Below are 2409 nucleotides of genomic sequence, written 5' to 3'. Positions count from 1 at the left end.
TTCGAGGCGCAATACGTGCCGAGCTATCACAACGTCGACGAATTCGCGACGGCCCTGCGCGCCGTGGGCGAACCGATGCGCGGCAAGCCGGTGAGCGAGCTTTCGGTCGGCCAGATGCTCGACGGGCTGTTCGCGATCACGCGCGATTTCGACATGCAGACGCAGCCGCACCTGCTGCTGCTGCAAAAGACGATGGTCATGGTCGAAGGCATCGCGACGCAGCTCGACCCCTCGATCAACTTGTGGGACACCGCCGCGCCCTATGTACGCGAATGGATCCGCGACGAACTGGGGCCCGAAGCGGCGATTGCCGACCGTATCCGCACCGATACCGAAACGCTGCTGCGCATCCCCGACCTGATCCGCCGGATCGAGGACCGCTTCCCGCCCAAGGGCGGCGCACCCGAACCGCCGCCGCTGACCGACATCGAACTGATCTGGGAACGAAAGGAGCGGCAGCCGGGCAGCGAATCCATCCTGCCTTACCTGCTTTCCGCCTTCCTCGGTGCGGGCGCCGTCTATGGCGCGATGCTGGCAGGCCTTCTGGGATAGAGCGGTCTTGCTGGGGGGCATTTCGTTACTGGAAGACAGCCCGCTGCGCCGCCTGCAGCGCATGGCGGCTGTCGTGGTGGCAGTCGTGCTTCTCGCGCTTACGGTCTTTTCTGCCATTCCGGCGCAGCCCCAAGGCTCCGCACCTCCCGCCTCTGCCGACAATCGGGGCATCGGGGACGATGCGCTATACCGCCTGATCGCGGGGCGAGTGGCGTCGGGTGAAGGCTATTACGAAGCGGTCGTTGCCGAACACCGTGCCAACAACTATCCGCTCAAGCCCTTCTTCACCGTGCGTCAGCCCGCGCTGGCCTGGGCCTTTGCGCTGGTGGGCGAGAAGGGGTTGAAGATCATCCTTCTCGCGCTCTTCATCGGCTGCGCCGTCATGCTGCCCAAGGCCCTGGCGCGCACTTCGGGCGAGGGCATTGGAATATTGGCGATGGTGCTGGCCGTCGCGGTCGTCGCGGCGGGGCCGGGGGTGATGTTCCATGACTTGTGGGCAGGCGTGCTGCTGACGCTGGCACTGGCCTTGCGCAAGCCCGACCGGATCTGGCTCTCGCTGCTTTGCGCGCTGGCGGCCTTGTTGATCCGCGAGACGGCGCTGCCGGCCGTGCTGCTCTGGGCAGCGCTTGCGCTGCTCATGCGGCGCTGGCGCGAACTGGCGGGCGTGGTCGCGGTGCTGGCGGTTTTCGCGGTGGCCCTGACGCTTCACGCCAATGCGGTCATGGCAGTGACCACGGCGGCCGATCCGGCCTCGCAAGGGTGGTCGGGCTTTGCAGGGCCGGCGCTGTTCGTGGCCGGTATTCGCCAGTCCACCGCACTCTATTTCCTGCCGCTCTGGCTGGCGGGGCCGGTGGTCGTGCTGGCGCTTTTCGGGTTTCTGGCGCGGGGGCAGGCGGCGGCGGCCTATGCGCTGCTCTGGCTGATCGGGCTGGCCGCGATGATCGCGCTCTTCGCGCGGCCCGAGAACTGGTACTGGGCGACGCTGGGCTTGCCGCTGACACTGGCGGGGCTTGCCTTCGTGCCGCGCGGGCTGGGCGATCTGGTCTTGGCCTTGCGGGGGCGGGACGAAACGTCCATGGAATCGGCCTGATGGCCAAGAAAATACTCCTCATCGTTGGCGGCGGCATCGCAGCCTACAAAGCCTGCGAACTCGTGCGCCTGATCCGCAAGGACGGGGGCGAGGTGACTTGCGTGCTGACAGAGGGGGGCGCGAAGTTCGTGACCGCCATGACGCTCGCGGCATTGAGCGAGAACCCCGTTCACACCACGCTATGGGACCTCAAGAACGAGGCCGAGATGGGCCATATCCAGCTCAGCCGTGAGGCCGATCTCGTGGTGGTCTGCCCGGCAACGGCGGACCTCTTGGCGCGCATGGCGCAAGGCGTGGCCGACGACATGGCAACGACGCTTCTGCTCGCCACTGACAAGCCGGTCATGGCGGTCCCTGCGATGAACGTGAAGATGTGGGAGCATCCCGCCACCGGCCGCAACGTCGCGCGCCTGCGCGACGACGGCGTGACGGTGATGGAGCCCGACGAAGGCGCGATGGCCTGCGGCGAATACGGCCCGGGCCGCTTGCCGGAGCCCGAGGCGATCATGGCCGCGATCCGCAGTTTCGGCAGCACCGATCCGCTTGCAGGCCAGCCTGACTTCGCCGGCGAGACGCACCGCGACCTTTACGGCAAGCACGTCCTCGTCACCGCCGGCCCGACGCATGAGCCGATCGATCCGGTCCGCTACATCGCCAACCGGTCCAGCGGGAAGCAGGGGTTTGCCATTGCCGCCGCCGCCGCCGCCGCAGGGGCACGGGTGACGCTGGTGGCGGGGCCGGTGAACCTGGAAACGCCGCAGGGGGTG

2 protein-coding genes and 1 pseudogene are annotated in these 2409 nt (G+C 67.5%); all 3 read left to right on the top strand.

Annotated elements, in window-relative coordinates; translation table 11 throughout:
• A pseudogene (locus ACEQXV_RS17900) lies at positions 1-552 on the top strand (2-polyprenylphenol 6-hydroxylase); the annotation flags it as partial.
• A gap of 7 nt (positions 553-559) precedes the next feature.
• Positions 560-1642, top strand: a complete 1083-nt coding sequence (locus tag ACEQXV_RS17895) for a hypothetical protein (protein ID WP_370270302.1) — start codon at positions 560-562, stop codon at positions 1640-1642.
• Positions 1642-2409 (top strand): bifunctional phosphopantothenoylcysteine decarboxylase/phosphopantothenate--cysteine ligase CoaBC (coaBC, locus tag ACEQXV_RS17890; RefSeq protein WP_370270301.1); only part of this gene is annotated, 768 nt, incomplete at its 3' end. The genes ACEQXV_RS17895 and coaBC, both read left to right, overlap by 1 nt.

The organism is Nioella sp. (assembly GCF_964229645.1).
Classification (GTDB): domain Bacteria; phylum Pseudomonadota; class Alphaproteobacteria; order Rhodobacterales; family Rhodobacteraceae; genus Nioella.
The sequence above is the reverse complement of the archived record's forward strand: the minus strand, read 5'-3'. Positions and strand labels throughout refer to the sequence as shown.